The sequence below is a fragment of the bacterium genome, from assembly GCA_040755795.1.
Taxonomy (GTDB): Bacteria; UBA9089; CG2-30-40-21; order CG2-30-40-21; family SBAY01; genus JBFLXS01.
Genome location: JBFLXS010000724.1, coordinates 1 through 1,196, shown reverse-complemented (window position 1 = coordinate 1,196; position 1,196 = coordinate 1). Strand labels below are relative to the sequence as shown.

Genomic DNA, 1,196 nt, shown 5'->3' with positions numbered 1-1,196 from the left:
TCATATACCTGAATTTGGTCCCCATTAGCTACTATTTTATACTCAGCCCATGTCCCCAGAGGTAATGTCCTTGATACTTCAGCAAGACAGGTCCAATTCCCATTTACTACTCTATATAAATTAAGATGCGTGCCAAATATCTGTAATACATATTGATTCTGTTCATCTTTGACCCTAAAATTAATGTAGCGACAATCAGTCGCATAGGTTGTCTGAGTTGCCTTTATCCTTGTTTTAAGAATGAAATCTGAGTAAGTTTCTTTTAATTTGGCTATAGAAATAAGAGCCGTCATATTCTCTTGCTGATAGACTCCATCCTTCAAACTCCACTGTCCACTTATTGGAATTAAATCATACACTCTTTTGCCTTCATTTATTTTTTCAAACTCTAAAGGGTCTGTTGGAATTTCTTTTATAACACCCAATGTATCAAAAGTAGTCTCATCCGGAATTAACCTCCTTATCCCCTGACTCATCATATACATATTTCCATTTATATCTTCCAATACCGTTCCATTAGGATATTTTGCTTCTAACAGAGTACCTTCTGGAATCTCAGAAAGTTCATCATCCGAAAGAACATTATTTTTAATAGTAGTAACTTTTGTCTCATCAAATGATGCTTGTGTCTTGTATGTCTGTAAAATTATCTCACCTGAAGAAATTGAGTTATCCTTAACATTTGCGATTACTCTATCATTCTCATACACCTTGATCTGACTTCCATTAGCCACTACTTTATAATCTGCCCAGGTATTAAGAGGTAATGTCCTTGATACTTCAGCAAGACAGGTCCAATTCCCATTTACTACTCTATATAAATTAAGATGCGTGCCAAATATCTGTAATACATATTGATTCTGTTCATCTTTGACCCTAAAATTAATGTAGCGACAATCAGTGGGATATGTTGTTTGCTCAGCTTTTATCTTTGTCTCAAAGATAAAGTCTGAATATATACCATCTATTTTAGTTCTGGCTATATCGGTGATGTTATTCTGGGTAACCACCCCTGAATTCCACTCTCCAGTTAATGGTATTAATCCCGGATTTTCTTCCACCAGGGTATTATCAGCGATTTTGAACCAGCAATTAATTCTATTATTTTTTCAGCAGGATTTAACAGATTAAGCGGATTTATCCGTTTAATCCAAAACAAAATCGTATGAAAAATTCTGGCACTATTCAAGAGTAAA

At 34.7% G+C, this 1,196-nt stretch carries 1 protein-coding gene; it reads right to left on the bottom strand.

What is annotated here, in order from left to right:
• The coding region (locus AB1414_21220; GenBank protein ID MEW6609933.1) for a family 16 glycoside hydrolase at window positions 1-1,061 on the bottom strand (1,061 nt) is incomplete at its 3' end.
• Window positions 1,062-1,196: the final 135 nt, after the last annotated feature.